We start from the raw sequence: 26,322 nt of genomic DNA, 5'->3' as shown, positions 1-26,322 counted from the left end.
AGTACGCCCATCGCAAACAGGCAGGTTCACGCTTATGTCCAGCGCATTCACCCTCATGCAGTCGCCCGTTGGCACCTTGACCCTGGTGGCGCGCGGCGAATGCCTGGCAGCCGTATTGTGGGAAGAGGAGCGGGAAAACCGCGTTCGCCTCGGCGAGGTGTACCGTGACGACCAGTGCCCGGTGCTGCGGGAAACTGCACGACAGCTGGGTGAGTACTTTGCGGGTAAGCGGCAGCGCTTCGAATTGGCGCTGGATTTTGCCGGCACCGAGTTCCAGCGCCAGGTATGGGCCGCGTTACTGGCGATACCCTTCGGTGAAACCCGCAGCTACAGTGACATCGCCCGGCAGATCGGCAACCCCGACGCGGTGCGCGCAGTAGGCGCCGCCAACGGCCGCAACCCGATTTCGATCATTGCACCGTGCCACCGCGTGATCGGTGCTTCAGGCAGCCTTACCGGCTTTGCCGGCGGCCTGGCGGCCAAGCAGTACCTGCTGGCGCTGGAGGGCCGGCAAAGCCTGGCACTGGACCTGTAACGCGTCAGCTGAACCAGCTGGCGACCACGCAGGCCAGTATGGCCAACACCGACCCGGCCATCAGGGTGTAGTGCCGGTGGGCCCGCCGTGCATGGGGCTTGACCTCGCGCAGGTACTCGCCGGGTGTCGGCGCGTCCGGCCTATGGCGTAAGCCTTCGGCCACATCGGCAAGCTGGCCCTGGATCAGCAGGCCGACCAGGTAGTAGGTGCAGGCGTAGCTCAGCAGCGCCAGTAACAGGTAGATCATGCCGGGTGTAGGTCCAAGGGCAGGGCCACGGCGCTGGTGTTGCCGGTGTCCAGCAGGATCAGCCCTTCACTGTGGTCATCCAGGCTCGCCAGCAAGCGCCCCTGGCTGTCCCACGCCGCCGAGCCGCCGGCGCCGATGAACGTGTCGGCCGGCCCCACGCAGTTGGCCATCAGCACCGGCATGCCCAGTTCACGCGCCACTGCCGGGTAATGCAGGTAGCCTTCGCGGATCCCCTTGGCGGTTTTCGCCACACTGACCAGATACAGGTCGGCGCCGTGCTCGCGGGCGGCGGCAGCGTGGGCCATGAACATCGACTCGTAGCAGATTGCCGGTGCCACTCGGTGCTCACCGACCTGCAGCAGCAATGCCTGATCGCCCGGAGTGAAGTAAGGCAGCTCGTCTTCATGAAGGCGCCGTTTGGCATAGGCCTGGCGCGCAGCCATGGGGCTGAGAATCGGCATGCCGATGCGGATACCTTCGGGTGTCGGCAACGGCAAGCCAGCCGCAATGGTGATGCCCAAGCGGTCACAGGCGGCTTGCAGCGGGTCCAGCCGTGCGGAGCTGACCGGCAGGGCGGCCTGGCGCGCCAGGGTGGGCTCGTAGCCCGTCAGCGAGAGTTCGGGGAAGACCACCAGCTCGGCACCCAGTGCCGCCGCCTGCTCGATGCAGGCCAGGTGACGTTGGACGTTGCCTGATACATCGCCCTTGAGCGACGCCAGTTGTACGGCACACAGTTTCATCTAAACCCTTCCCTGGTAAAGGTTGAAGGGCCGAGCATACTACCGGCACCAACACCTGTACCAGTGAAGGGTTTTTCAGGTTGCCGGGTGCGCGGCGAAGCGTTGGCGGAACCAGTCGTCGAGCATGGCCTTCTCGGCATACAGGCGGTCGTTGCTGCTGGCGACCCGGCCCGGGCGGCTGAGGTACATCTTGTCGCTGACCCGTTCCTCCGCTTGCCGGGCGGGTTTGCCTGGCTGGTTGAGGGTGTAGGTCAGGTCAATCGTCGGCCAGGTGATCTCGCGCATGAAGCGCACATCGTAGGCCTGGCTGTGCCAAGGCTCGAAGCGCCCGGCCAGGTCGATGTCGCGGATGTCGATGACCAGTTGCTGGCCCGGTTGCAGGTAGCGTTGGCCGAGCTTCTGCAAGTACTGGGTGAGGGTTTTCATCACATAGTCATCGGCGCCACGCTCATAACCGTGGCTGTCCAGGCTGGCATCGCGGAATTTTTCCGGGTGGTCGAAACGCACCTTGACCTGCGCGGGCGGGGCACCTTGTGCCATGCTGTCCATTGACAGCGCCATGAGCACGGCACACACGAGGGCGGTACGCATGATGCACCTCCGGGGTAGAGTGGGGGTGCTTCCATTTTACGCCTGCCATGGCGCCACCAGCAGAGGAAGATTGTAATGGGACGGTTTCGGCGGTTGCTCGCCAACATCCGAGGGCGGGACCTGGCAGTGGGCGATATCCATGGTCACTTCCAGCGGCTGGAGAAGTGCCTGGAAGCGGTAGGGTTCGACCCTGCCGTGGACCGCCTGTTCAGCGTAGGTGACCTGGTGGACCGTGGGCCGCACAGCGAGGCTGCTCTGGAATGGCTTGCGCAACCATGGTTTCATGCGGTGCAAGGCAACCATGAGGCGCTGGCAATCACCCGCGTGCGAGGGGGGCGGCTTGACCTGGAAATGTACCGTGCAGCGGGTGGGAGCTGGTTCCTCGACCTGCCGCGGGCCGAGCAACTTCGCTACGTGGAGCGCTTCGAGCAGTTGCCGATTGCGATAGAAGTGGAAAGCGCAGATGGCCTGGTAGGCCTGCTGCATGCCGACAGCCCGTTTGCCGACTGGGCAGCCTTGAGGCGTTGGCTGGAGCTGGAACTGGATGACGACCCCAAAGTGCGGGAAGTGTGCCAGTGGTCGCGGCGGCGGCTGAAGGAAGGCAATACCCAGCCGGTGCAAGGCCTGCGGGCCTTGCTGGTGGGGCACACGCCGGTGCTGGAGCCCAAGCTGCTGGGCAATGTGTGGCACCTGGATACCGGCGGTTGGGCCAGCGGCCACTTCAGCTTGATGGACATGCGGACGCTGAAACTGCTCAGCGCCGCGCCAGATGCAGCAGCAACGCCAACGCCAATGCCACCAGCATGACGCCCGAGGCTCGCTCCAGCCACGGCAGGCTACGGGCGAAACGCCGCAGTACCCGCTGGTTACCGATGGCCACGGCAACCAGCAAGTCCCAGAGCAGCACGATGCTGAACATCCACAAGGCATACGCCGTTTTCCAGCTGCCGCTGGCACTGGCGACCATGCTGGCCAGGCTGGCATAGAACAGCGCGTTCTTGGGGTTGAGGATGCCGGACAAGAAACCCATGCCCAAGCCCCGCCACCAACCCGGTACCGCCGACTCACCCGCGACTGCGCCCAGGCGGGTTCGCCCGGCATGGCGTAAGAACAGTACGCCGATGTACAGCAGGTAGCTGGCCCCGGCCAGTTGCAGGGCGGTGAACAGCAGGCTGCCTTCCTGCAGCACCGACAGGCCGGTGAACGCCATGGCGATGAACGCGCCATTGGCCAGGGCGATGCCCAGGCAGGCACCGCTGGCGATGCGCCAGCCGCTGTTGATCGAGGTACGCGCCACCAGGAAGAAGTCCGGGCCAGGTGATAGCAATGCGAGGAAGTGGGCGAGGGCGATGATCAGGAACTGTTGCATGGGTGGGGCTGCTCTGCGGAAAACCGCAGTCTGCTGCAGGGCCTGTCAGGCGTATTGAACAATATTGCAAGCCCAGGCGGCGGGCGTTCAACGCCCTCGGTACTGCCCCGGCGTCACCCCCACATGGGCCTTGAACACCCGCTGGAAGTGGCTCTGATCGGCAAACCCGAGCTGGTAGGCCACCTCCGCCAGCGCTGCCCCTTCAGCCAACAGCTGCCGCCCGCGATTGACCCGGGCATTGAGCAGGTAGGCATGTGGTGTAAACCCGGTGGCCGAACGAAACGCACGGATCAGCTGATAGCGCCCAAGCCCGGCCTGATGGGCCAGTGCTTTCAGGTTCAAGTGCGCCGGGTCCTGGCCTTCGATGCGTGCGACCAACCCGCTCAGCGCGCTTGCCTCCAGGGCGGGGGCTGCAAATAGTGGCGGCTGTGCCGAGTAGTCCAGGTCCCCCAGAAAGGCAATCAGCGCTGCATCCTTCTCCCCGTTGCTGGCGCAGGAGAACAACAGGCTGTTCAACTCGCAGAATTGCCGATACACCTGTGGTGCCCGGCAGATACGCGCCGGTTCGCCTGCCCCGGCACCGCTCAGCCCCGACTCCAGGCGCAACTGCGTCAGCCAGTCGGCGTCCACATGCAGCATCTGGTAGCTCCAGGCTTGCCCGGGTGCGGGGTTGCAGGCATGTACGCGGTGGGCCGGGACAAACACCAGCGTGCCGGGCCTCAGGCGTTCCTGCCCGTCGGCAGCCCCGGTGAAATGGCTGTGGCCAGCATCCACCGCGCCGATGGAAAACGTGGGGTGGCTGTGGGCCTTGTAGCAAGCCCGGCTATGGCAGGCGCGGCGACTTTCCACATGCGCAAGTGCCGGGTCGCGCCATAGCGCGGTGTGGGGGCGGGGCATCACAAGGTCCTCGGTTTTGCCAGCAGGGTAACAATTGCTGCGTACCCGTACAGTTTTTAACGCTGACTGTAACTTGACCGCAAGGCCCGGCAGCCGCCGAAATAGACGCCTGTTACCAAAGGAAAACAACAATGGACCTTTCCAGCCTGCTGCTTTTCATCCCCGCCTGCTTCGCCTTGAACATGGCACCCGGGCCAAACAACCTGCTGTCGCTTCATAACGCCAGCCGCTACGGCCTGCGCACCGCCTGCGTGGCGGGTGGCGGGCGTATCCTGGCCTTCAGCGGTATGATCGCCCTGGCGGCCATGGGCCTGGCGGTGGTGCTGCACACCAGCGAATACTTGTTCCTGGCCATCAAGGTGGTGGGCGCGGCCTACCTGTTCTACATCGCCTGGCAATTGTGGCGCGCACCGGTGGGCGAAGCCGTGGTGGCAACTGACCACCCCAGTGGCACGTGGCGCCTGGCGCGCCAGGAGTTCTGGGTGGCGGCCGGCAACCCCAAGGCGATCCTGATCTTCACCGCCTTCCTGCCGCAGTTCGTCACGGTCGGTAGCGCCACCCCGGTGAGCGAGCAGTTCCTCTGGCTGGGCGTGTTGTTCCTGCTGCTGGAGTGGGCGGCCATTGCCATTTATTCAGGCCTGGGCGCCTACATGCAGCGTTGGTTCAGCCAGCCTGGCCCGCGCCGCCTGTTCAACCGGGTCAGTGCCTCCCTGCTGGGCTGCGCCGGCCTCGGCTTGCTGGCGGCACGCCGCTAGAACTGCCAGCGCACGCCCAGGTTCACGCCGCTGGCTTCCTGCTGCCGGCTGTCCAGGTTGGCGGTGTACTGCACGCCGCCATGCAGGCTCAGCGCCCCACTGACCTGCGCCACCACGCCGCCTTCCAGTTGTGCCGAGGTGTAGCGGTAGTCGGTCTTGATCTTGTCGACATCATCGAAGGTCAACGTATCGCGGCCACCGTCGCCGTGCCACAGGTTGACCTGTGCATAGGGCTGCAACAAGCGCCCGCTGCTACCCGTAAACGCACCTTCCAGGCGTACCCCCAGCCGGCCGGTCAGTTCAACCTGTGCGTCATGACGGATGCGCGAGACACTGTCGCTTGCGCTGTCGAGCGAGACCTTCTGTGCAATCAGCTGGGCTTGTGGCTCCAGGGTCCAGCGCTCGGACAGGGCGATGGGGTAGCCGGACTCCAGCGAAGCCGTCCAGGCATGGCCGTCGATGTTCAGCTTGTCGCCACGGTCCGAACGGGCACGGCCATCGAGGCGGGTGTACTGCAACACGGTATCCAGATAAGCACCTTGTGGCCCGACCAGCGTCCAGTAGGTGCCGACGCTATCGCCATCAAGCCTCAGATCGCCGACGCTTCGGTTCTCCTCGGCCAAAGCGAATCCCTTGACGTCGGCCTCCAGGCGGCTGTGACTGACGTAGAGGCCAACATGCTGCCGATAACCGTGGTCGCCAACCTTGGCGTACAAGTCCTGGCCAACCTTGAAACCGTACAGATCGCCATCCAGGCTCGGGCTGACCGTGCCGCTCCATTGCTGGCGTAGCGCGCCGCCGTAGGCCTGGCCCCAGCTGGCGGGCAGGGCGCCTTCACCTTTGAGTAGCAGTTGGTCGCCCTGGCGCTGGTGGAATGTGCCCAGTGCCTGGCGGGCGATGATCGCAGCGCCACGTGGAGCGGCGGCATATACGGGAACTTCCGGGCGATACAGCGGCAGGCTTTCACCTTGCACCGGGGCCGGCAGATCCACCTGACCGGGTGCCGGTGCCGCAACAGGTGGGGTTGCAGCCGGGGCAATGACAGGCGGCTCGCCAGGTTCGGTTGGCTGCGTCGGCTCGCCTGGTTGCGGGACAGGGGCCGGAGCGGGTGGCGCGACCACGGTTGAACGCAGGAACCAGCTGTTTTCGCTGCCAGCGGTCACGCCACCTTTGAACAGGCGATAGTCGTAGGCGCCAACCGACAGCGTCTGTGTCTGCACGAAGGCAGTGGCGGTACTGGTGGCGCCGTCACGGGCTTCGACGACCTGGATACCATTCAGAGCGGTCGCTGCACCCGCGCCATTGAGGTTGTTGATGAGCAATTGGGTAGAACCGCTGATGGCACCACGGCTGACCACCAAACGGTCGGAGGCGGCGCCATCACCCGCCAGCACGCTGTTTAGGCGCAGGTTACCGTTGTTGCCGGTGTAATCGCCCTGTATGGTCAGGCGGCCCTGGGCGTCGTTGCCACGGCTCAGGTCGATGGTACCGGCGTTAACCACCGATGCCTTGCTGTCACTCTGGATACTGACGATGCTGCCCTGGCGGCTGATCAGCGAGCTGCTCGCATCAATTTGCAAGGTGCCGGTGCCCGTGGCAGGGATTACGCGTGGTAGGTCGGCGCCCAGATCTCCCAGGGTAAGGGTGTCGTCGAGGGTCAGCTGGCTGCCTTGTTTGAGGTTGATGCTTTCCCAGTTGGCGTACAAGGCACCTTTGCCGACCTGACTCTGCTCGAACGAAAGCGTGTCCGTGCCGGTGCCGCCGTCCAGGATAACGGCCGAGTTGCCGAGGTCGAGGGTGCGGACAGTAGCCGTGTCATTCCCATTCTCCAGGATGACTCGTTTGCCGATCTGACCGCCAGTCCAAGTAAACACATCATCGTCATTGCCAGTGCGTATTTCGCCTTTGAGCGTGCCGCCACTGAGGGTGATCTTGTCTACGCCGCTACTGGTGCTGATGTCACCGCCGATGGTGCCACCGGTCATGGTGATCGTGTCATTGCCAAGCCCACTGACGACATTGCCGACAACGAGGGTTTCAATCCCGAGACTTTGGGAAATATTGAGAATGTTGTCAGCAAGCTTGAGATCTATCCGGCCAATGCTGCCGCCCTGGAAGTCGGCGATGTCACCATCTTCAAACGCGCCCGTAATAGTTCCGCCGGTCATGGTGAACGTGTCCATGTCACCGCCCTGGTTCAGCGAGCCCAACTTACCGCCAGACATGGTGTACGTGTCTTGGCCATTGCCTTGCTGCAATGACAGAACCGTGCCGCCACCGATAGTGAACGTGTCGGCAGCATTCGTTTGCACGAGGGCACCCAGATTGTCACCGGGTGAAACGGTCAGGGATTCAGCGTGAGCCAGCAAAGGCAGGGTAAGCAGGGGGAATGCGGCAGGCAGCAGCAGGCGAGGGCAGCGCATAGGCAGGTCTCCGTGTCCATTGAAGGGTCCACTACCTGAAGCGTCGCTTCGGCCCTGCCTGTGTTTTATGTAATGCGCAGTGACGGGACAACTGGCAGAAATGTCAGGTGGCCCGCTGCCATCAATCGCGGTAGAAGGTTTGCACCAGGTGGTAGCCGAACTTGCTCTTGATGGGCCCGTGCACCACGCGTAGCGGCTTTTTGAAGATTACCTGGTCAATGGCGCCGACCATCTGGCCCGGGCGGATTTCGCCCAGGTCGCCACCGCGCTTGCCTGATGGGCAAATGGAGAACTTTTTGGCCAGCACGTCGAAAGCCTCGCCGTTGGCGATGCGCTGCTTGAGCTTTTCGGCTTCGTCAGCGGTCTTGACCAGGATGTGGCGGGCTTGGGCTTTCATGGGGTACCTGTGCTTCGGGGAAAAGGGCGGCATTATGCCTGCTCGCGCAACTCCACGCGATCTCGAAACTGCTCCAGCGCTTGCGGGTTAGCAAGCGCGTCGGTGTTCTTCACCGGTAACCCATGCACCACATTGCGAACCGCCAACTCCACAAGCTTGCCGCTGATGGTACGTGGTATGTCACTGACCTGGGCAATCACCGCCGGCACGTGGCGGGGGGGGGTGAATTGGCGTATCACCTGGCGAATGCGCTGACGCAGGGCTTCATCGAGCAGCAGGCCGTCTTGCAGGCGTACGAACAGCACCACGCGCACATCGCCTTGCCAGTCCTGGCCGACGGCCACGCTTTCCAGCACCTGTTCGACTTTCTCCACCTGGCGGTAGATCTCCGCCGTGCCAATGCGCACGCCGCCCGGGTTGAGCACGGCATCCGAGCGGCCGTGAATCACCAGGCCGCCATGGGTGCGCTGTTCGGCATAGTCGCCTTGGGCCCAAACCCCCGGGTACTGGCTGAAATAGGCGTCGCGGTAGCGGCTGCCGTCCGGGTCGTGCCAAAACCCCAAAGGCATGCTGGGAAAGTTGCGGGTACACACCAGCTCGCCTTTTTCGTCCTGCACCGGCTGGCCGTGCTCATTCCACACTTCCACCGCCATGCCCAGGCCCTTGCACTGGATTTCGCCACGGCGCACTGGCAGGGTCGGGTTGCCCAGCACGAAGCACGAGACAATGTCGGTACCGCCGGACATGGACGCCAGGCACAGGTCAGCCTTGATCTTGCTGTACACGTAGTCATAGCTGTGGGGTGACAGCGGCGAGCCGGTAGACAGCAGCAATCGCAGGCTGGCCAGGTTGTGGCTGGCTGCAGGCTCAAGGCCCGCCTGTTCCAGCGCTGCCAGGTACTTGGGGCTGGTCCCGAAGGCGTGGATGCCCTCGGCGTCGATCAGGTCCAGCAGCCGTTCGGGGCCGGGGTGAAACGGCGAGCCGTCGTACAGCACCAGCGTGGCGCCTATTGCCAGGCCGCTGGCCAGCCAGTTCCACATCATCCAGCCGCAGGTGGTGTAGTAGAACAACACGTCATCGGCTTTCAGGTCGTTGTGCAGGCCGTGTTCCTTGAGGTGCTGCAGCAACACGCCACCGGCGCGGTGGACGATGCACTTGGGCACGCCGGTGGTGCCGCTGGAGTAGAGGATGTACAGCGGGTGGTCAAACGGCAGCGGGGTGAAGCGCGGTTCGCCACCGGGCTGGTAGACGTCATCCCACAGGCTCACCCGGGCTGCATGGAACTCGTCGAGGCGAGTGCCGCTGCGGGTATGAGGCACTACGATCAGCTGCTCCAGGCTCGGCAGCTGCTCGCACACCTGGTTGATCTTGACCACCTGATCGATGTCTTTTCCAGCGTATTGATAGCCGGCACAGACGATCAGCAGTTTGGGCGCAATCTGGCCGAAACGGTCGATGATGCCATGCACGCCGAACTCGGGCGAAGAGGTCGACCAGATCGCGCCGAGGCTGGTGCAGGCAAGCATGGCCACCAGTGTTTGCCAGGTATTGGGCATCACGGCAGCCACACGGTCGCCTGCGACGATGCCTGCGGCCTTGAACGCCGCTTGCAACCCCGCTACATGGGCGGCCAGCTGGGCGTGGGTGAGCGCCTGGCGGTGGCCATCCTCGCGTATGGAAACGACGGCCGGGCGGTCGTCGCGACGGCGCAGCAGGTGTTCGGCGAAGTTCAGGCTGGCGTTGGCGAACCACTGCGCTTCGGGCATTTGTGGCCCTTCACTCAGCACTTGGCTCGGCGGGGTGTGCCAGCGCACGTGGAAATAGTCGGCAAGGGTCTGCCAGAAGGCGGCCCGCTGTTCGATGCTCCAGCGGTGCAGCGCCTGGTAGTCGGTGAGTTGCAGGTTGTAGCGCAGGTTGACCCGTCGGCGGAAGGCATCCATCCGGCTGGCCTCGATCTGCGCCGTGGAGGGGCGCCAGAGCACATCGTTCATGCGGTTCCTCCCGTTACTGCCAACTGCGGGCTTGTTCTTTGTGGGACAGGTATCCGCTATCCCCTGTGGGAGCGCAAGCTTTCAGACGCCGAGCAAGGCCGTGCTTACTCTACTTTAGCCTTTTGCACGTCCTGCGATGCCGACCACACGCGGTAGCGGACTTCGACATCCTTGGGCACATACACCACCACTGGCAATTTGCTGTTGTAGCGCAGCATGAAGCCGTCACCGACCACCGGCACGAAGGCCTCGGTCTTTTTGCCATCCGGGCAGGCCATCAGCGTGCTGGCCGGGCCGCTGACCTTGTCCAGGCGGTAGTAGTTGTAGCCCCAGCCTTCCAGGGTGCGTTCTTCCAGGTTGCCGCCCAGGCGTTGGCGATTGCAGTCCACCTGCAGCGTCTTGCCGGCGAGGATTTCCAGTTTATAGGCCGACTCATCGGCCTGTGCCGGCAGGTGGATCACCTGCCGGGTGAAGCCTTTTTCTGCCTCGGGGTAGGGGGCGACGTCCTTCAGGCTGGCAGCCATCACAGGGGCTGCGGCAGCCAGGGTCAGGGCCAGAATCGCGGTCATCGGGGTAGGGCGCATAAGGCCTCCTTGCAAATAATCGAATGCGAGACCACCGCCAGGCCCAGGCTGCCCGTCACTGGGCCAACCAGCCACCATCGACGTTCCAGGCGGCGCCGCGAACCTGGCTTGCGGCCTCGCTGCACAAGAATAGTACCAGCTCACCCAGGTGTTCGGGGGTGACGAACGCCAGCGATGGTTGTTTCTCGGCCAGCAGATCATGCTGTGCCTGCAGCGGATCGCCACCGTTGGCAGCACGGTCGTCGATCTGCTTCTGCACCAGCGGGGTCAGCACCCAGCCTGGGCAGATGGCATTGCAGGTGACATTGCTGGTGGCCGTTTCCAGCCCGACCACCTTGGTCAGGCCGACCACACCATGTTTGGCCGCCACATAGGCTGCCTTGCCAGTCGAACCGACCAAGCCATGTACCGAAGCGATGTTGATGATGCGCCCCCAGTTGCGCGCGCGCATGCCCGGCAGCGCCAGCCGCGTGCCATGGAACACGGCCGACAGGTTGAGGGCGATGATCTTGTCCCAGCTTTCCTGCGGGAACTGCTCCACCGGCGCTACATGCTGGATGCCGGCATTGTTGACCAGAATGTCGACACCACCGAATTCGCGTTCGGCCAAGGCGAACAACGCTTCGATCTGGGCCACGTCCGACAGGTCGGCCGGGTGGTGAACGGCCTTCACCCCGTGCCGGCTGATCTCGGCCAGCGCCGGTGCCGGGTCGCCAAAGCCGTTGAGCACGATATCGGCGCCCGCGCGGGCCAGCACCTGGGCGATGCCCAGGCCGATGCCGCTGGTGGAACCGGTGACGAGTGCAGTCTTGCCTTTGAGGGTCATGCATAGCTCCTTAGACGATGCCAGTGGCGTAGAACGTGGCGATGACCACGAACACCGCCAGGGTCTTGATCAGGGTAATACCGAAAATGTCCTTGTAAGCCTCGCGGTGGGTCAGGCCGGTCACCGCCAGCAAGGTGATCACCGCGCCGTTGTGTGGCAGGGTGTCCATGCCACCGCTGGCCATGGCGGCCACCCGGTGCAGTACTTCGAGCGGGATGTTGGCGGCATGGGCGGCGGCGATGAACGTGTCGCCCATGGCCGCCAGGGCGATGCTCATGCCGCCCGAAGCGGAGCCTGTGATGCCGGCGAGCAAGGTCACGGTGATGGCTTCGTTGACCAGCGGGTTGGGGATGCCACGCAGGGCATCGGCCAGCACCAGAAAGCCTGGCAGCGAGGCGATCACTGCACCAAAGCCATATTCAGAAGCGGTATTCATGGCCGCCAGCAAGGCACCACCCACCGCGCTTTTGGTGCCTTCGGCAAGGCGCGTGCGGATGGCGCCAAAGGCACACACCAGCACCATGAGGATGCCCACCAGCAATGCCGCCTGCACTGCCCAGATGGCCGTGAGCTTGGCCACGTCGCTTTGCACTGGCGCGTTCATGCCGGGCAGTTGCAGGCTGTGGCTGGGGCCGTACCACTGCGGGATCCAGTGGGTGAACAGCAGGTTCATCACCCCCACCAGCAGCAGTGGCGCCAAGGCCAGCCAGGGGTTAGGCAGGGCCAGGTCGGCAGCGGTTTCCGGCTCATTGCGCAGGTCGGTGCCATAGCCTTCACCCGCACGCTGGGCTTTGTTGCGTTGGCGTTGCAAGTAGGCCATGCCGGTAAAGAACACGAACAACGTGCCGATCAGGCCCAGCCATGGCGCCGCCCAGGCGGTGGTGTTGAAGAAGGTGCTGGGGATGATGTTCTGGATTTGCGGGGTGCCCGGCAGGGCGTCCATGGTGAACGAGAACGCGCCCAAGGCGATGGTGGCGGGGATCAGGCGCTTGGGGATGTTGCTCTGGCGGAACATTTCGGCGGCGAACGGGTACACCGCGAACACCACCACGAACAGCGAGACACCGCCATAGGTGAGCAGGGCACAGACCAGCACGATTACCAGCATCGCCTGACGGGTGCCAAGCAGGCGGATGGCGGCGGCGACGATCGATCGGGAAAAGCCGGACAGTTCGATCAGCTTGCCAAATACTGCGCCCAGCAGGAACACCGGGAAATAGAGTTTGATGAAGCCCACCATTTTCTCCATGAACACCCCGGTGAACGCGGGGGCCACGGCAGAGGGGTCGGTGAGCAGGACGGCGCCGAGGGCGGCGATGGGGGCAAAGAGAATTACGCTGTAACCGCGATAGGCAGCCAGCATCAGCAGGGCCAGAGCGGCGAGGGCGATGAGCACGGTCATCGGGGTGGGTCTCCTGGGTGAGTCTTGTTTTTATCGGTGTGCAGGAGATAGCGGGAATCGTGCCAACATTTAAGTCATTGATTTATAGATGTTTTTTGTTTTTTCTAAAATATTTGTCTCTAATTCGAGATTTTTTTTCGCTTTGCGTCACTTCGAGGCACAAGGGCAAAGCCCTTGCCATAGTCTCAATATAGAAACTAGAGTCTCTAATCAGAGACTGAGTGCAACCATCTTCTTGTACAGGGTCGACCGTCCTAGCCCCAACGCCTTAGCAGCCTGCGGTACATTGCCCTCGCATTCTGCGAGTGCCTCGCCAATCAGCTTGCGCTCGAATGCCTCGCAGGCCTCCCGGTATGTCTGTCGCACCGGCCCGCCCGCTACCGGGCTCAACGGCCCCAATGCCGCACGCAAGTCCGCCCCCCCCAACCGTGGCTGATCCGCCAGCAATGTCGCGCGCTCCAGCACATTGCGCAGCTCGCGAATGTTCCCCGGCCATGCATGCCGCGCCAGCAGTTGTTGCGCTTCGGCCTCCAGCTCGTACTGGCTGCCCAGTTCACCCAGTATGGTCTCGCACAGCGCTGGCAAATCCTCCAGTCGCTCCCGCAGCGGCGGCACGTCGATCGGCAGCACATTCAGCCGGTAATACAGGTCGGCGCGAAACGCCCCACGGGCCATGGCCGCCTGCAGGTCGATGGAGGTGGCGGCAATGATGCGCACGTCGCTGCGCAGCATCTGGTTCGAGCCAACCGGCTCGTATTCCTTTTCCTGCAGCACGCGCAGCAGCTTGCTCTGCAGGGCTAGCGGCATGTCGCCGATCTCGTCGAGGAACAGCGTGCCGCCTTCGGCCAACTGCAGCTTGCCACTGCGGCCCTTGCGGTCGGCGCCGGTAAACGCACCCGGCGCGGTGCCGAAAAATTCGGCTTCCAGCAGCGTTTCAGGGATCGCTGCACTGTTGATGCTGACGAAGGCTTTGTGCGCCCGCGCCGAAGCCGCGTGGATGGCATGGGCCAGTAGCTCTTTGCCCGTACCGGTTTCGCCCAGCAACAACACCGGCGAATCGCTGCCCGCACCGCGCCGGGCGCGGCGCTTGGCTTCCAGGCTGGCAGCGCTGCTGCCCACGAACTGGGCGAAGCTGTACTTGGCTTGGCGGGCGCGCAGTTGCGAGCGGGTCGAGGCCAGTTCCTGCTGCATGCTGGCGTAGCGTTTAAGCAGTGGCGACAGGCTGCGCAGTTCGTCGAACAGGGCAAAGCCGATGGCACCGATCAGAGCGCCCTGGTCGTCGTGGATCGGCAGGCGCATCACCACCAAGGGCTCGTTCGGGGTGTCGAGCATGTCCAGCAGGATTGGCCGGCCATTGCTCACCACCTCGCGCATCAGGCTGCCCGGGATCACCGCTTCGCATGGCTGGCCGATGGCACTGGCGGCATCGGCCAGGCCAAAGCGCCGGGCGTAGCGTTCGTTCATCCAGACGATACGTGCATTGCGGTCAACGATGACCGTGCCTTCGCTGGACTGCTCGATAATCTCGAACAGCGAGTGAATTGCCAGTTGCCGTACCTGGGGGTAGTTCTTGAGGCTGTCGCTGTCGTGCATGGGGCAAATTCCGAATCATGTGAAGGCCGGGCCTGTAAAACCTAACCTCTGGGGTCGAATGCTTCGCGCAAGGCGTCCCCGATAAACACCAGCAACGACAAGATCACCGCCAGCGCGAAAAACGCGGTAAAGCCCAGCCATGGCGCCTCCAGGTGTTGCTTGCCCTGGGTCACCAACTCACCCAGCGAAGCACTCCCGGCCGCCATGCCAAACCCGAGGAAATCCAGTGCGGTCAGGGTCGTGATCGCCCCGGTCAGCATGAATGGCACGTAGGTCAGCGTGGCATTCATGGCGTTGGGCAAAATATGTCGCAGCATCACCTGGCTGTCCGGCAGGCCCAACGCCCGGGCTGCCTTTACATACTCCAGGTTGCGCCCACGCAGAAACTCGGCGCGTACCACATCGACCAACGTCAGCCAGGAGAACAGCGCCATGATCCCCAGCAACCACCAGAAATCCGGTTCGACAAAGCCGCTGAGGATGATCAGCAGGTACAGCACCGGCAAGCCTGACCACACTTCCAGCAGGCGCTGGCCGAGCAGGTCGACCCAACCGCCGTGGTAGCCCTGCAACGCGCCGGCTATCACGCCAATGAGCACGCTAACGACGGTCAGGGCAAAAGCGAACAGCAGCGATACCCGCGTGCCGTACAGTATCCGCGCCAGCACATCGCGCCCTTGATCGTCGGTACCCAACCAGTTGCTTGCACTTGGCGGGCTGGGGGTGGGTACTTGCAGGTCGTAGTTGGGGGTGTCGGCGCTGAACGGGATGGGCGCGAACAGCATCCAGCCGCCTTGTTCCGCGATCAGTTGGCGCACATACGCACTGCGGTAATCGGGCTGGAACGGCAATTGGCCACCAAACTGCTGCTCGGTGTAGCGTTTGAGTGCCGGCATGTAGAGCTCGCCCTTGTAGCCCAGCAGCAGGGGTTTATCGTTGGCCACCAGCTCTGCGCCCATGCTCAACAGCAACAGGCCGGCAAACAGCCACAGCGAGACCCAGCCCAGGCGGTTGCGGCGAAAGCGTTGCAGGCGACGGCGCGAGACGGGGGAAAGCATCAGTGCGCCCTCGTATCGAAGTCGATGCGAGGGTCGAGCAACGTGTACGACAGGTCCCCGATCAGGCGGATCAACAGGCCCGCCAGGGTGAAGATGAACAGTGTGCCGAACACGACCGGGTAATCCCGCGACACTGCTGCGTCATAGCTCATGCGGCCCAGGCCATCGAGCGAAAAGATCACTTCGATCAGCAAGGAACCGGCGAAAAACACCGTTATCAGTGCCTGCGGCAAGCCCGCTACCACCAGCAGCATGGCATTGCGCAATACATGGCCATACAGCACCCGGCGTTCACTCAGGCCTTTGGCCCGGGCGGTGACGACGTATTGGCGGGAAATCTCGTCGAGGAAGGCGTTCTTGGTCAGCAACGTGAGGGTCGCGAAACCGCCAATGACCAAGGCGCCGACTGGCAGCACCAGGTGCCAGAAGTAGTCGGCAACCTTGCCCAGCAGGCTGAGTTCGTCAAAGTTGTCCGAAACCAGGCCACGCACCGGGAACCAGTTGAGCGAGGTCCCTCCGGCGAACAGCACGATCAGCAGCAAGGCGAACAGGAACGAGGGCAGGGCATAGCCGACCACGATCAGCGCGCTGCTCCAGGCATCGAACCGGCTGCCGTGGCGCACCGCCTTGCGTATGCCCAGCGGGATCGACACCAGGTAGGTGATCAGCGTGGCCCAGAAACCCAGCGACAGGGTGACCGGCAACTTGTCCAGGATCAGGTCCGTGACCTTGGCACCGCGGAAGAAACTGTTGCCGAAGTCCAGCCGGGCATACTGGCCCAGCATGAGCCACAAGCGCTCGGGGGCGGATTTGTCGAAACCGTACTGGCGCTTGATCTCCTCGATCAGTTTCGGGTCCAGGCCTCGTGTGGCGCGGGACTCACCGTGCACCACTTCGGCCCGCGCGCCGGGTGCACCGCCGCCAAGGCCTTGCAGACGCGCCACGGCCTGTTCTACCGGGCCACCCGGCGCAGCCTGGACGATGGCGAAGTTGACCAGCAGGATCGCCAGCAGGGTCGGGATGATCAACAACAGACGGCGCAAGATGTAGGTGGTCATCGCAAGGCCTTCTGGCGTTCGGCCATTTGCGCGTTGGTCAGCGGAGTGGGGCTGATCTCCCACCAGGTGTCCAGGCCTTCGTCATAGGCCGCCTGGACCTTGGGCAGGCCAAAGCGGTTCCACCAGGCGGTGGAGCTACCTGGCGGGTAGTAGTTGGGAATCCAGTAGTAGTTCCATTGCAGCACCCGGTCCAGGGCGCGGGCGTGCTGCAGCATGTCGGCCTGGGTGTCGGCCCGCACCAGGCCGTCGATCAGGCGGTCCACGGCCGGGTCTTGCAGCACCATCAGGTTGTTCGAGCCGGGGTCGTGGGCGGCTGCCGAGCCAAAGTAGTTGTACAACTCGGCACCCGGCGACAGGGTAACCGGGTAGCCGGTGACGATCATGTCGTAGTCGCGCGCCATCAGCCGGTTGACGTACTGGGCAGCGTCGACATTGCGGATGTTCAGGGTGACGCCGATCTGGGCCAGGTTGCGCTTCCACGGCAGCAGCAGGCGCTCCATGCCCGCCTGGCCGTTGAGGAAGGTGAAGGCCAGCGGTGTGCCGTCGCTGTTCACCAGGCGGTCGCCCTCGGGGTGCCAACCGGCTTGTTCAAGCAGGGCCAGGGCCTGCAACTGTTGTTTGCGGATGATCCCGGACCCGTCGGTGACCGGGGCGCTGAACACCGTGGTAAAAACTTCGCCTGGTACGTGGCCGCGCAACGGCTCCAGCAGCTTCACCTCGCCGGCATCCGGCAACTTGCGGGCCGCCAGCGGGGTGTTGGAGAACACGCTTTGTTGGCGGATGTACATATTGCGCATCATCTGCCGGTTGCTCCACTCGTAGTCCCACAACATGCCCAGCGCCTGGCGCACCCGGCGGTCCTTGAACTGCGGCTGGTCGAGGTTGAACACGAAGCCTTGGGCCACTTGCGGTTTGGCCGGGCCAAGGTGGGCGCGTTGCAGGCGACCATCCTCCAGTTGCGCACCGTTGTAGCCCAGGGTGTAAGCGGTGGCGGAGAACTCACGGTTGTAGTCGTACCCCCCGCCTTTGAGCACCTGCCGGGCCACCTCGGTATCGCCGAAGTACTCGATGCGCAGCTTGTCGAAATTGTAGCGGCCACGGCTGGCGGGCAGGTCGCGCGCCCACCAGGTGGGGTCACGTTCGAAGGTGATGCTGCGGCCGTTGTCGATGCGCCCGATGCGGTACGGGCCGCTGCCGACTGGCTTGTCAAAACCGGCACCGTTGACGAAGTCGCGTTGCTGCCAGTCGTGTTCGGGCATTACCGGCAGGCTGGCGAGGTCAAGGGCCAGGGTGCGGCCGTGCCCGGGCTTGAAGTCGAAGCGTACGCTGTGCGGGTTTTCCACGGTCACACCAGTGACGTCGGCGAACTGGGTGCGGTACTTGAGGCTGCCCTTGTTCATCAGCAGCTCGAAGGTGAAACGTACGTCTTCGGCACGCACCGGTTTGCCATCGGCGAAGGTGGCACGCGGGTCGATATTGAAACGTAGCCAGGCATCGTCGGGGCCGCGCTCCATGCTGTGGGCGATCAGGCCATAGACGGTATAGGGTTCATCGAACGAGCGCACGGCCAGTGGCGCATACAACAGGCCATCGACTTCGCTGACGCCAATGCCTTTGTCGATGTACGGCAGGATATGGTCGAACTGGCCGATCTCGATGGCCGAGCGGCGCAGGATGCCGCCCTTGGGGGCGTTAGGGTTGACGTAGTCGAAGTGCTGGAAGCTGGCGTTGTAGCGGGGAGCTTCACCGTAGACGGTGAGTGCGTGGGTGGGGGCGGCTTGGGCATTGAAGGCCAGACAAAGCAAGAGCAGGCCCCACAAACCCTGTGGGAGCGGGCGTGCCCGCGAATGCGTCGGCTCAGGCAACGAGGTTGTCTGGTCTGGCCTATTCGCGGGCACGCCCGCTCCCACACGGACTTTCATCGGCTGCGAGGACTTAGTCCTGGCGGCTGGTCACTTCCAGCAGGTGGTAGCCGAACTGGGTTTTCACCGGGCCTTGCACGGTGTTGACCGGAGCGCTGAACACCACGGTGTCGAATTCCTTGACCATCTGGCCTGGGCCGAACGAGCCCAGGTCACCGCCCTGACGGCTGGACGGGCAGGTGGAGTTGGCTTTGGCGATTTCAGCGAAGTCGGCGCCTGCTTCGATCTGGGCTTTGAGTTCGTTGCATTTATCGATGCTGCTGACCAGGATGTGGCGGGCGGTTGCACGGGCCATGGGTACTGCTCCTTGGGGTAAAAAGGCAAGCCTAGCGCACTTGCTTGGGGTATGTCTCGCCAGGCTTGCATCCTTCGTCTTACAGTTTTTGTGCCGCTTCGCGCAACAGGGTTTCGGTCGAGGTCCAGCCCAGGCAGCCGTCGGTGATCGACACGCCGTACTTCAGTACACCCTTGCCCAGCGCCTGACAGCCATCGAACAAATGCCCCTCGATCATCACGCCAACGAGCGAGCGGTCGCCGGCCAGGCGTTGCGCCAGCACATCGTTGAACACCGCTGGCTGGCGAGCCGGGTCCTTGCCGCTGTTGGCGTGGCTGCAATCGACCATGATTCGCGCCTGCACGCCAACCTTGGCCAGTGCCTGGCGGGCCATGGCGATGCTGTTGGCATCGTAGTTGGGGCCTTTGTGGCCACCGCGCAGTACCAGGTGAGTGTCCGGGTTGCCCAGGGTTTCGATGATCGCCGGGTGGCCCTGCGCATCCATACCGAAGTGGCGGTGTGGGTGGGCGGCGCTGCGCATGGCGTCGCTGGCGATGGCGATGCCGCCGTCGGTGCCGTTCTTGAAGCCGACTGGCAGCTCCAGGCCGCTGACCATTTCCCGGTGAATCTGCGATTCGGTGGTGCGTGCGCCAATCGCGGCCCAGGCCAGCAGGTCGTCGAAGTAGCCGGCGGCCATCGGTTGCAGCAGCTCGGTGGCGATCGGCAGGCCGCGTTCGATCATGCTCAGCATCAACCCACGGGACAACGCGATGCCCGAGTGCATGTCGTCACTGCCATCGAGGTGCGGGTCGTAGGCGAGGCCTTTCCAGCCCACGGTAGTACGGGGTTTTTCGACGTAGGCGCGCATCACCAGCAGCAGCTTGTCGCTGACTTCACGGCTGAGAGCTGCCAGGCGGTCGGCGTACTCCAGGGCTGAACGAGGGTCGTGGATCGAGCAGGGGCCGACAATCACCAACAGGCGCGGATCGCGGCCTTCGAGGATGTCGCGGATGGCCTGACGGTGGGCATGGACTTGCTGGGTGAGTTCGCTGGACAGCGGCATTTGCTGCTTGAGCAGGTGCGGGCTGGGCAGGCGCTTGCTGACGGTGGTGTTGGCCGCTTGCGGCTGGGTCAGGGGCAGGGCGAGGCTGGAAGCTTGCATGGCGTTTTTCCCTGGGCGGACGGCGGGTTCTGGCCCGCGAGGTCGGCCCTATCGAGGTGTTCGACAGATCGTTGAATTCGTATTGGCTGTTGCATTGCCACCTGTGGAAGACCGGACGGAGGCGGCAGGCTGGCCCGAACGGGATTGGCTAAATCGCCAGGCATAGGTGTTTGCGTAGTAATAAGTGGCGTAGTTCATGAATCTGTCCTCAATGTGAATCGGTGTTGTTCAAAGGCCTGAAAAGCAAAACCCCCGGTCGGGGAGCCGACCGGGGGTTTGAGTATTCTCATGTTCGGCGGCCCCTCGAAGGTGGGCGCCGTGTGGGTATCGGCGCCTAGTGGCTAAACCAATACCCAAAGTAATAGCTGGCAGGTGCCACGCAGCCGGCAACGGCCAGCACAGGGCGCAGGGTGCGACCGGTGTGGTTGGCGTGGTTGCGGGTGTGTTTCGGCATGTTGCTCTCCAGTGAATGAGCCCGAGCTTACTTCAGTTCGGCCGGGCCATTCAATGGATAAATGCTATAGGGTTGATCATTTGTTTTTGTACTGGCTGGTTCAATGACCGTAACGCCCGACCTAGTGGCTGTCTTGGTCCTCTGCAGTGCCTCCGGTGTGCCCCGCACCGGAGCCGGTAGCCTCGCCGGTGCTGTTGGAGCCGCCGCTGGCGCCGTCGGCGGCATCGGTGTTGTTGCCGGCGTCGCTGCTGTCGTTGCTTTTACCACTGCCGGGGCTGTTGACGCTGCTGCCCTCACCAGCCGTCTTGCCGCCAGACTGATCGGTCTGTGGGCGACTGTCGGTGTTGGTGTGTGTGTCGGTGTTGGTGGCAGCGAAGGCGGTGCCGGTGAGGCTGGTCAGGGCCAGCGCGAGGTACAGGGAAAGCGGACGAATGCGGATCATGGGAAGTCTCCTTTGCGGATGATCTGTCATTCGTTTGGCCAAGTGCGGGGAGCGGGGTGCGCTTTGGGCGACGAGCGGTAACTTCAGGGGCCGCACTGCGGCCCCTGGGATCAATGAGATTCCGAGCGCTGTGCTGGTGCAGGGTTTTCTACCGGCTCCAGCGGCGGATGCTCCTGCGCGGCGTGCATCAGGTCTTCGGTCACGCGCAGCTCGGCGCCGGTTGGCGAGAAGGTGGTCGAAGCCGTAAACGGTGCCGGGTGCTCCGCCGCCGGGCGTTTGCCACGGCGCCACATGAAGAAGCACACCATGCCCAGGTTGACCACGGCAAAGGCCCAGAACAGGCCGGCTTCGCCAAACTCGGTCATCATCGGCGACATGGCGACCGGCGCCATGGCAGAGCCCAGCGAGTTGATCAGCAGCAGGCCCTGAATCATCGGTACCAGCGCATCGGACGGCGCCCGGTCGGCGGCATGGCTGACCGCCACCGGGTACAGGGTGAACACGCCACCACCCAGCAGGAACAGCATGGCTGGCAGCAGGAACGAGTCCGACGGCAGGAACACCGTGACCAGCGACAGCACCACACACAGCGCAGCCAGGGCGATCAGCACATCCTGGCGGTCCTTGCGGTCGGACCAGCGCCCGACCGGGTATTGCAGCAGCATGGCGCCGAGGATCACCCAAGCCATCATGTTGCCGACCTCGCCCACCTCCAGGCCGATGCGTTGCAGGTACAGCGGCAGCAGGGAATAGATCCCGGCAATGGCCACACCCGAACCGAAGCAGCCCACCAGGCCCGACGGTGCTACACCCAGCAGCTGGCGGGGTTTGAGCGGTTCGACCTGGTCCAGCAGGGGCGATACCCGCGGCAAGATCACGATAGGCAGCACCGACAGCGCAGCCAGTACGCCAGCCAGCATGAAGGGGGCGGTGTCACCCAGTTGGGTGATTTCGCCAAGGCCGGCCTGGGCGATTACCCCGGCGCCGTAGAAGGCGATCATGTACAGCGCGAGCAGGCGCCCGCGAATCTTGGCGTCGCCGGCCAGCAGCAGCCAGCTCTCGATCACCAGGAACACGCCGACCGCTGCCCAGCCGTTGATCAGGCGCAGCACAGACCACCAGGTGACGTCGTAGAACAACCCTTGCAGCAGGATGGTCGCGGCGATCAGCGAAGCGAAGCTGGTGTAGGCGCGGATGTGGCCGATGCGCAAGATCAGCCGGTCGTTGAAGATTGCACCCAGGGTCAGGCCGATGAAGTAGGTCGACGAGACAATGCCGATGGTGGTGGCTGATTCACCGGCAGCGCCCAGGCGCAGGGTGGTCAGGGAAGACATGAAGCCGTTGCCCAGGGCAATGATGAACAACCCGAGCAGGGGCGCCAGCGCCATGGCCAGCAAACGCGGAGACATACGTACCTCTAGTTGGATGAGCGGAATGAGCGCCTTCTCGGACGCGCACGCCGGCCCGACCCGGCAAGGGGCGAGTGGCTACACGGATGCGACCTGGGCAAGACTCAACCGCTGGGCCCTTTGGGAAATGGGCCGTGCGGGGAGGGTTGAGCCTATTTCACATGTGCGTTCATGTGTTCAGGCACGGACTCTGTCATTGCTGCCGGTTGCCACCGTTCAAGGCGACGGGCGAAAAGGAGGCGCGATTCTACGGGCTTGCGCGGTTTTGCCCAAGGGGCATTGGCGTGCGACGAGACGCCGCAGTCTGTGGGCGACATGAATGTGTCTTTGGCAGACAAGCCAGTGCTGCAGGGCAAACCCGGTAATCCACTATCTGTCCCGCAGTTGCCATCCTTGATGGGTCAGCACCATGGCCCGGGTATCTTTGAGCGGCGTCGCATGACTGGCCACAGCCTTGCCCAGTTCGGCAATGCTGGCTTTGACCTGTTCATCACCGGCCCATGCCGGTAGCCCGGTAATTGTGTAGGCATAGGTCACATTCGATGTCTTTTGTCCCGTGGCTTCGCTTGGCGCGCTGAACTGTTCGATCGCTGTTACCTGCGCCTTGCCAAAGCAAAGGCCGTGGTCCGCCTTGTAATACTTGCGGCCTTCGTCGGTAAGCGCATAGGCATAGTAAATGTCCGTACGTGCCGGTTGCCACAGCCGGGCAGGCACCTCGGTGCGCGAGATTTCCTTCTCACTGACCACGCCCACCTTGGCCAAGGCATGCAGCGCCTTGTTGGTGCCGTGCAGGTCGAAGTCCTGTGTCTTGGTGGGGAATGAGCTGATGACGAAGCAGTGCGGATACTGGGTGTCGAGGTAGGCCTGGGCGGCTTTCTTGAAACTGGCCTCGGAGGTGTCGTTGCTGTCGGAGCAACCTGCCAGGGTTGCCAGCAGCGCCAGCGGCATGATCTTCCTGTACATGGTGAAACGTCCTTGAATGGCGAAGATAAAACCGATGGCTGCAGATTAGAACCCACGGGTTAGAGCGGCGCAATCGTGGCAAGACGGCATCGCTATGGCTCACCTCGGGTATCGATACTGACGACCACCGACATGCCTGGGCGCAGTCGCCTGGCGTCGTCCTGGCCGGCATCCACAGTAATGCGCACCGGAATCCGCTGGGCGATCTTGACGAAGTTGCCAGTGGCATTGTCTGCCTGCAGCAGGGCGAACTCCGAGCCGGTGGCTGGCGATATCTGCTGCACGTGCCCCTGCAACTTCAGGTGGTTCAGGGCATCCACGGTGAACGTCACCGGCTGGCCGATGCGTACATTGGCCATTTGGGTTTCCTTCATGTTGGCGATGACCCACAAGGTGTCGGGTACCAGCGCCATCAACTGCGCGCCAGAGTTCACATAAGCCCCCAGGCGTGTGCCGATTTGCCCCAGCTGGCCGTCGCGCGGGGCAGTGACGCGGGTATTGTCGAGGTCGATGCGCGCCAGTTCCACGGCCGCCTTGGCATTCTCTACCGATGCTTCCAGCGCTGCCCGGTTGACCACCACCGTTTCACGGTCCTGGCGGGCGATTTCCAGCGCTGCCTTGGCCTGGGCCAGGCTGGCGACCGCTGCCGCTTCGCTGGCACGGGCCAGGTCCAGGTCGCGCCGCGACACCGAGCCGTCGTTGACCAGCGCCTGGTTGCGGCTCAGGTCGGCTTTGGCCTTGATCGCCTGGGCCATCGCATCGCCGATGGCCGCCTGGCGCTGGGCGATGGTGGCTTCGGCACTGTTGCGCTGCTGCAGGTTGTTGGCCAGGGCTGCCTGTTGTTGCTGCAGTTGGGCGATGGCCTGGGCCAGGCGCTGTTTGTAGATGCGGTCGTCCAGTTGCACCAAGAGGTCACCGGCCTTGACGAACTGGAAGTCGTGCACCGGCACGTCGACAATGTAGCCACTCAGTTGTGGGCCGATGATAGTCACCTGGCCGCGTACCAGCGCATTCTCGGTACTTTCGATGGCGCTGCCGAACGGTGGCAGGCGCCAGGCATACAGCACCAGCAGGATGCCGGCCAGGGCCACGCAGGCGAAACTGATTGACGAGAGGATGCGTACCCGCCGCGAACGTACCGGGCTGGTCGGCTCGCTGGGCGGTGTGGCACCTTCCGGGGTTTCGGCAATGGCAGTGGTGGTCGTGGTGCGGGTGTCGTCGGTCATCGGTTGGGCGCGCCGGGGGTGGAGTCGGTGAGGGTGGCCTGGCGTTTTGCGTACCAGAGCCAGGTGCTACGGATGCAGATCCAGACCATAGTCAGGATAGCGATACTGCCAATCAGCACGAACACGTCGTTGTACGCCATGATGTTCGCCTCGCGGGTGGCGGCGCTGGCCAGCAGGCGCATGCCGGCTTCGCTACGCAGGGCCGGGTCGGCGATGATGCCGCCGTAACCGCTGCCGCCGCTCTGCACACGCGCATTGACCAGGGGTTCGAGGTAGCTGAGGCGGTCCATCAGGTGGCTGGAATGGAATTTTTCCCGCCAGATCTGGAAGGTGCCCAACAGCGCCGCGCCAATCAGGCCGCCGAGGTTGTTGCAGATGCCGAACAGTACCGAAAAGCTCACCAGGTTGCGTGGGTTGGCGCGCACATGGCTGATGCCCAAGGCCATCGACGGGCCAAGAAAGAAGGTGCTGCCAAAAGCCAGCAGAAACTGGCTGAAGTACATTTGTGCCGGACGCGTGAGGTTGCTGGAGCTGCTGTCCATGAAGGCGCCGGCAGCCATGGCCAGCAACGAGACGAACAGCGGAATCACCAGGTGGTTGGGGTTGATGGTGAGGGCGCTGCTGGCCAGGCCTGCCACGGCACCCAGCAGCATGACCCAGTACAGCGTGCGCATTTGCTCGCTGCCCATGTTCAGCGCCTGCAAAAAGCCGACTGCGCCCGTTGACTGTTCGGATGTGACCATGCGGATCAACACCACGCACAGCGCCAGGCGAATGACTGCACCGCTTCCCAGCCAATGGGTCATCAACAACGGGTTCCGCCGGTTGTGCTCGATGGCCAGGCCGCTGAAGAGCAGGCCGATCGAGGCCGCCAGCGCCACGCCGATCCACGGCGCCTCCAGCCACCAGTCGATGCGCCCCAGCGACAGCACGGCGCAAAGCAGGGCTGTGCCACTGGCGATCAGGGTGAAGGTGAGGAAGTCCAGGGGCTCGAAGGTCTTGAAGCGGTCACCGGGTGGCAACTTGAGCATCAACACGCAACCCAGCGCGGCCAGCGCCAGGCCCAGCTCGAACAGGTACAGGCCACGCCATTCGGCGATTTGCAGCAGGTCTTCGGAAAAGATGCGTGCCAGCGGCAGTGCCAGCTGCGAGGCGCCCAGGCCCAGCACCATCGCCTTGAGCCGCCATTGCGCCGGGAACGCCTGGATCATGTAATACAGCCCCAGCGAGCTGAGCGCGGCGCCGACCATGCCGTGGGCCGCCCGTACCGCGATGGCCGAGTTGAGGTCGTTGACCAGCAGGTGGGCGAAGGTGACCAGGGCATACAGCACCAAGAACACCTCGGTGAAGGCCCGCAGGCCGAACTGTTGGCGAAACTTCACCAGCAGCAGGTTGATGGACACGTTGGTCATGACGTAGGCGGCAGGCAGCCAGGCCATTTCTGCCGTGGTCGCGCCCAAGGCGCCTTGCAGGAACACCAGGTTGGCGGTGACCAACGCGTTGCCAAGGCCGCCGGTGATTGCGACCAGCAGGCCGACCACGCCATAGGCCAGGCGCTTGGCTGGCGAATGCAGGGGCGTGGAGGGGGAGCCCGGCAGGCTGGGTTTTTCGTGGGGAAGCCACTGGCGTGGGGCGTACTTGTCCATGGGCAGACTGTACTTGAGCGGCGGTTGCTGCTGCTAGGTGCATGCCTTGGTTTTTGTGGTGGCATTGAGATCGTGTGCATGAACATCGCACCGGTCAGCAGCCGCAGGCCGTCCACCGGCTCACCGAACACATTCAGCTCCACCCCCTTGTTGACCTGTTCGCCGTCCATGTTGAAGGTGTCCTGCTGCGAACGACACATGTTCCCAGGGCTTGATCACCAGGCCATACACCGGGGTAGTGATGGATTCGTCGTAAGGCGTGTTGCGCGCACCGGTGCCGGTCGCCCAGCTGTCGACGCTGATCGATTGCCGCCGTACGCCCACGGTCAGCGGTGCCCTACTGCAACTGCCCTAGCCA

General features: G+C 63.5%; 25 protein-coding genes and 1 pseudogene. 3 read left to right on the top strand and 23 right to left on the bottom strand.

Going from position 1 to position 26,322, the window contains the following annotated elements; translation table 11 throughout:
• Nucleotides 1–34 precede the first annotated feature (34 nt).
• On the top strand, nucleotides 35–535 hold the full coding sequence (locus tag D906_RS17455) for a methylated-DNA--[protein]-cysteine S-methyltransferase (RefSeq protein WP_016715610.1): 501 nt from the start codon (nucleotides 35–37) through the stop codon (nucleotides 533–535).
• Between the two features lie 4 nt (nucleotides 536–539).
• Here the strand turns inward: D906_RS17455 and D906_RS17450 are convergent, their stop codons facing one another.
• From D906_RS17450 to D906_RS17440, 3 genes are all read right to left on the bottom strand, one after another.
• Entirely contained in the window at nucleotides 540–782 is a 243-nt protein-coding gene (locus D906_RS17450; RefSeq protein ID WP_019097539.1) for a hypothetical protein, read from the bottom strand.
• Complete coding sequence (locus D906_RS17445; protein WP_019097538.1) at nucleotides 779–1,522, bottom strand: carbon-nitrogen hydrolase family protein; 744 nt, start codon at nucleotides 1,520–1,522, stop codon at nucleotides 779–781. Before D906_RS17445 ends, D906_RS17450 begins: the two co-directional genes overlap by 4 nt.
• Nucleotides 1,523–1,597: 75 nt before the next feature.
• The gene (locus D906_RS17440; RefSeq protein ID WP_019097537.1) at nucleotides 1,598–2,113 is read right to left on the bottom strand and encodes a DUF3016 domain-containing protein; all 516 of its coding nucleotides are present in this window, start codon (nucleotides 2,111–2,113) and stop codon (nucleotides 1,598–1,600) included.
• 75 nt (nucleotides 2,114–2,188) lie between these two features.
• On the opposite strand from D906_RS17440, the gene D906_RS17435 reads away from it, so the two are divergent.
• Nucleotides 2,189–2,920 (top strand): metallophosphoesterase, encoded by a 732-nt coding sequence (locus D906_RS17435; RefSeq protein WP_019097536.1) that lies wholly within the window; start codon nucleotides 2,189–2,191, stop codon nucleotides 2,918–2,920.
• On the opposite strand, the gene D906_RS17430 is transcribed toward D906_RS17435, so the two are convergent.
• Together D906_RS17430 and D906_RS17425 are read right to left on the bottom strand one after the other, a co-directional pair.
• On the bottom strand, nucleotides 2,868–3,482 hold the full coding sequence (locus D906_RS17430; RefSeq protein ID WP_019097535.1) for a LysE family translocator: 615 nt from the start codon (nucleotides 3,480–3,482) through the stop codon (nucleotides 2,868–2,870). The genes D906_RS17435 and D906_RS17430 overlap by 53 nt on opposite strands.
• 87 nt (nucleotides 3,483–3,569) lie before the next feature.
• Nucleotides 3,570–4,379 (bottom strand): AraC family transcriptional regulator, encoded by an 810-nt coding sequence (locus D906_RS17425; RefSeq protein ID WP_019097534.1) that lies wholly within the window; start codon nucleotides 4,377–4,379, stop codon nucleotides 3,570–3,572.
• Nucleotides 4,380–4,510: 131 nt separating this feature from the next.
• Between D906_RS17425 and D906_RS17420 the strand changes: the two genes are divergently transcribed.
• Nucleotides 4,511–5,134, top strand: coding sequence for a LysE family translocator (locus tag D906_RS17420; protein ID WP_019097533.1), 624 nt, complete (start codon nucleotides 4,511–4,513; stop codon nucleotides 5,132–5,134).
• Here the strand turns inward: D906_RS17420 and D906_RS17415 are convergent.
• The 18 genes and pseudogenes from D906_RS17415 to D906_RS26850 all read right to left on the bottom strand — a co-directional run.
• Nucleotides 5,131–7,557: an autotransporter outer membrane beta-barrel domain-containing protein gene (locus tag D906_RS17415; protein WP_027615530.1), complete on the bottom strand. Its 2,427-nt coding sequence runs from the start codon at nucleotides 7,555–7,557 to the stop codon at nucleotides 5,131–5,133. The genes D906_RS17420 and D906_RS17415 overlap by 4 nt on opposite strands.
• A gap of 121 nt (nucleotides 7,558–7,678) precedes the next feature.
• Nucleotides 7,679–7,954: a peptidylprolyl isomerase gene (locus D906_RS17410; RefSeq protein WP_016715601.1), complete on the bottom strand. Its 276-nt coding sequence runs from the start codon at nucleotides 7,952–7,954 to the stop codon at nucleotides 7,679–7,681.
• Nucleotides 7,955–7,986: 32 nt separating this feature from the next.
• Complete coding sequence (locus D906_RS17405) at nucleotides 7,987–9,945, bottom strand: acetoacetate--CoA ligase (protein ID WP_027615531.1); 1,959 nt, start codon at nucleotides 9,943–9,945, stop codon at nucleotides 7,987–7,989.
• A gap of 104 nt (nucleotides 9,946–10,049) precedes the next feature.
• Nucleotides 10,050–10,529, bottom strand: coding sequence for a serine protease inhibitor ecotin (gene eco, locus D906_RS17400; protein WP_019098692.1), 480 nt, complete (start codon nucleotides 10,527–10,529; stop codon nucleotides 10,050–10,052).
• A 55-nt stretch (nucleotides 10,530–10,584) separates the two neighbouring features.
• Nucleotides 10,585–11,355, bottom strand: a complete 771-nt coding sequence (hbdH, locus tag D906_RS17395; RefSeq protein WP_019098693.1) for a 3-hydroxybutyrate dehydrogenase — start codon at nucleotides 11,353–11,355, stop codon at nucleotides 10,585–10,587.
• A 10-nt stretch (nucleotides 11,356–11,365) separates the two neighbouring features.
• Entirely contained in the window at nucleotides 11,366–12,757 is a 1,392-nt protein-coding gene (locus tag D906_RS17390) for a GntP family permease (RefSeq protein ID WP_016715597.1), read from the bottom strand.
• Between the two features lie 210 nt (nucleotides 12,758–12,967).
• A complete protein-coding gene (locus D906_RS17385; protein WP_027615532.1) occupies nucleotides 12,968–14,350 on the bottom strand; it encodes a sigma-54-dependent Fis family transcriptional regulator in 1,383 nt (460 codons plus the stop codon).
• Between the two features lie 41 nt (nucleotides 14,351–14,391).
• On the bottom strand, nucleotides 14,392–15,408 hold the full coding sequence (locus D906_RS17380; RefSeq protein ID WP_027609292.1) for an ABC transporter permease: 1,017 nt from the start codon (nucleotides 15,406–15,408) through the stop codon (nucleotides 14,392–14,394).
• The gene (locus tag D906_RS17375) at nucleotides 15,408–16,466 is read right to left on the bottom strand and encodes a microcin C ABC transporter permease YejB (RefSeq protein ID WP_016715594.1); all 1,059 of its coding nucleotides are present in this window, start codon (nucleotides 16,464–16,466) and stop codon (nucleotides 15,408–15,410) included. The genes D906_RS17380 and D906_RS17375 overlap by 1 nt, the downstream gene beginning before the upstream one ends.
• Nucleotides 16,463–18,262: an extracellular solute-binding protein gene (locus D906_RS17370; protein ID WP_026020444.1), complete on the bottom strand. Its 1,800-nt coding sequence runs from the start codon at nucleotides 18,260–18,262 to the stop codon at nucleotides 16,463–16,465. The genes D906_RS17375 and D906_RS17370 overlap by 4 nt, the downstream gene beginning before the upstream one ends.
• Before the next feature lie 139 nt (nucleotides 18,263–18,401).
• Nucleotides 18,402–18,683, bottom strand: coding sequence for a peptidylprolyl isomerase (locus D906_RS17365; protein ID WP_016715592.1), 282 nt, complete (start codon nucleotides 18,681–18,683; stop codon nucleotides 18,402–18,404).
• A 79-nt stretch (nucleotides 18,684–18,762) separates the two neighbouring features.
• Complete coding sequence (locus D906_RS17360; RefSeq protein ID WP_019098696.1) at nucleotides 18,763–19,824, bottom strand: 3-deoxy-7-phosphoheptulonate synthase; 1,062 nt, start codon at nucleotides 19,822–19,824, stop codon at nucleotides 18,763–18,765.
• A gap of 575 nt (nucleotides 19,825–20,399) precedes the next feature.
• Nucleotides 20,400–20,720, bottom strand: coding sequence for a hypothetical protein (locus tag D906_RS17355; protein ID WP_019098697.1), 321 nt, complete (start codon nucleotides 20,718–20,720; stop codon nucleotides 20,400–20,402).
• A gap of 110 nt (nucleotides 20,721–20,830) precedes the next feature.
• Nucleotides 20,831–22,129 (bottom strand): MFS transporter, encoded by a 1,299-nt coding sequence (locus tag D906_RS17350; RefSeq protein ID WP_016715588.1) that lies wholly within the window; start codon nucleotides 22,127–22,129, stop codon nucleotides 20,831–20,833.
• Between the two features lie 369 nt (nucleotides 22,130–22,498).
• Entirely contained in the window at nucleotides 22,499–23,092 is a 594-nt protein-coding gene (locus D906_RS17345) for a hypothetical protein (RefSeq protein ID WP_019098698.1), read from the bottom strand.
• A 92-nt stretch (nucleotides 23,093–23,184) separates the two neighbouring features.
• On the bottom strand, nucleotides 23,185–24,318 hold the full coding sequence (locus tag D906_RS17340) for an HlyD family secretion protein (protein WP_019098699.1): 1,134 nt from the start codon (nucleotides 24,316–24,318) through the stop codon (nucleotides 23,185–23,187).
• Nucleotides 24,315–25,964: an MFS transporter gene (locus D906_RS17335; RefSeq protein WP_019098700.1), complete on the bottom strand. Its 1,650-nt coding sequence runs from the start codon at nucleotides 25,962–25,964 to the stop codon at nucleotides 24,315–24,317. Before D906_RS17335 ends, D906_RS17340 begins: the two co-directional genes overlap by 4 nt.
• Before the next feature lie 71 nt (nucleotides 25,965–26,035).
• A pseudogene (locus tag D906_RS26850) lies at nucleotides 26,036–26,303 on the bottom strand (TonB-dependent siderophore receptor); the annotation flags it as partial.
• Between the last annotated feature and the right edge of the window lie 19 nt (nucleotides 26,304–26,322).

Origin of the sequence: Pseudomonas sp. LAIL14HWK12:I1 (assembly GCF_003202095.1) — a bacterium.
Taxonomy (GTDB): Bacteria; Pseudomonadota; Gammaproteobacteria; order Pseudomonadales; family Pseudomonadaceae; genus Aquipseudomonas; species Aquipseudomonas monteilii.
The sequence above is the reverse complement of the archived record's forward strand: the minus strand, read 5'-3'. Positions and strand labels throughout refer to the sequence as shown.